The organism is Kitasatospora sp. NPDC041917 (assembly GCF_055589745.1).
The window spans coordinates 1-1,844 of sequence record NZ_JBVJBI010000104.1 but is presented as its reverse complement, the minus strand read 5'-3'; the positions used below and the strand labels follow the sequence as shown (position 1 = coordinate 1,844).

Sequence of the window (1,844 nt, the reverse complement as noted above, 5' to 3'; positions counted from 1 at the left end):
CTGAGGACAAGCCCTCGGCCTATTAGTACCGGTCAACTCCACCCCTCACAGGGCTTCCATATCCGGCCTATCAACCCAGTCGTCTACTGGGAGCCTTACCCTCTCAAGGAGGTGGGAGTGCTCATCTCGAAGCAGGCTTCCCGCTTAGATGCTTTCAGCGGTTATCCCTCCCGAACGTAGCCAACCAGCCATGCCCTTGGCAGGACAACTGGCACACCAGAGGTTCGTCCGTCCCGGTCCTCTCGTACTAGGGACAGCCCTTCTCAACACTCCTACGCGCACAGCGGATAGGGACCGAACTGTCTCACGACGTTCTAAACCCAGCTCGCGTACCGCTTTAATGGGCGAACAGCCCAACCCTTGGGACCTACTCCAGCCCCAGGATGCGACGAGCCGACATCGAGGTGCCAAACCATCCCGTCGATATGGACTCTTGGGGAAGATCAGCCTGTTATCCCCGGGGTACCTTTTATCCGTTGAGCGACGGCGCTTCCACAAGCCACCGCCGGATCACTAGTCCCTACTTTCGTACCTGCTCGACCCGTCAGTCTCACAGTCAAGCTCCCTTGTGCACTTACACTCAACACCTGATTGCCAACCAGGCTGAGGGAACCTTTGGGCGCCTCCGTTACTCTTTAGGAGGCAACCGCCCCAGTTAAACTACCCACCAGACACTGTCCCTGATCCGGATCACGGACCCAGGTTAGACATCCAGCACGACCAGAGTGGTATTTCAACGACGACTCCACCAAGACTGGCGTCAAGGCTTCAAAGTCTCCCACCTATCCTACACAAGCCGAACCGAACACCAATATCAAGCTATAGTAAAGGTCCCGGGGTCTTTCCGTCCTGCTGCGCGAAACGAGCATCTTTACTCGTAATGCAATTTCACCGGGCCTATGGTTGAGACAGTCGAGAAGTCGTTACGCCATTCGTGCAGGTCGGAACTTACCCGACAAGGAATTTCGCTACCTTAGGATGGTTATAGTTACCACCGCCGTTTACTGGCGCTTAAGTTCTCAGCTTCGCCCGGACGAATCCAAGCTAACCGGTCCCCTTAACGTTCCAGCACCGGGCAGGCGTCAGTCCGTATACATCGCCTTACGGCTTCGCACGGACCTGTGTTTTTAGTAAACAGTCGCTTCTCGCTGGTCTCTGCGGCCACCCCCAGCTCGGAGTGCAAGACTCGTCACCAGGAATGGCCCCCCTTCTCCCGAAGTTACGGGGGCATTTTGCCGAGTTCCTTAACCATAGTTCACCCGAACGCCTCGGTATTCTCTACCTGACCACCTGAGTCGGTTTGGGGTACGGGCCGCCATGAAACTCGCTAGAGGCTTTTCTCGACAGCATAGGATCATCCACTTCACCACAATCGGCTCGGCATCAGGTCTCAGCCTCAATGAGTGACGGATTTGCCTATCACTCGGCCTACACCCTTACCCCGGGACAACCACCGCCCGGGCTGGACTACCTTCCTGCGTCACCCCATCGCTCACCTACTACCCCGTTGGGTCACCGGCTCCACCACTTCCCTTTGCCCGAAGGCTCCAGGACGGCTTCACGGGCTTAGCATCAAGAGGTTCAGCGTTGGCGCTTCAAAGCGGGTACGGGAATATCAACCCGTTGTCCATCGACTACGCCTGTCGGCCTCGCCTTAGGTCCCGACTTACCCTGGGCAGATCAGCTTGACCCAGGAACCCTTGGTCAATCGGCGCAAGAGTTTCCCACTCTTGTATCGCTACTCATGCCTGCATTCTCACTCGTATACCGTCCACGACTGGTTTCCACCGCCGCTTCACCCGGCACACGACGCTCCCCTACCCATCACAGCAGGCGTTGGCCCT

General features: G+C 57.1%; 1 rRNA gene. It reads right to left on the bottom strand.

The features are described from left to right. Nucleotides 1–2 precede the first annotated feature (2 nt). Nucleotides 3–1,844 (bottom strand): 23S ribosomal RNA (locus ACZ6EM_RS40325); the annotation flags it as partial.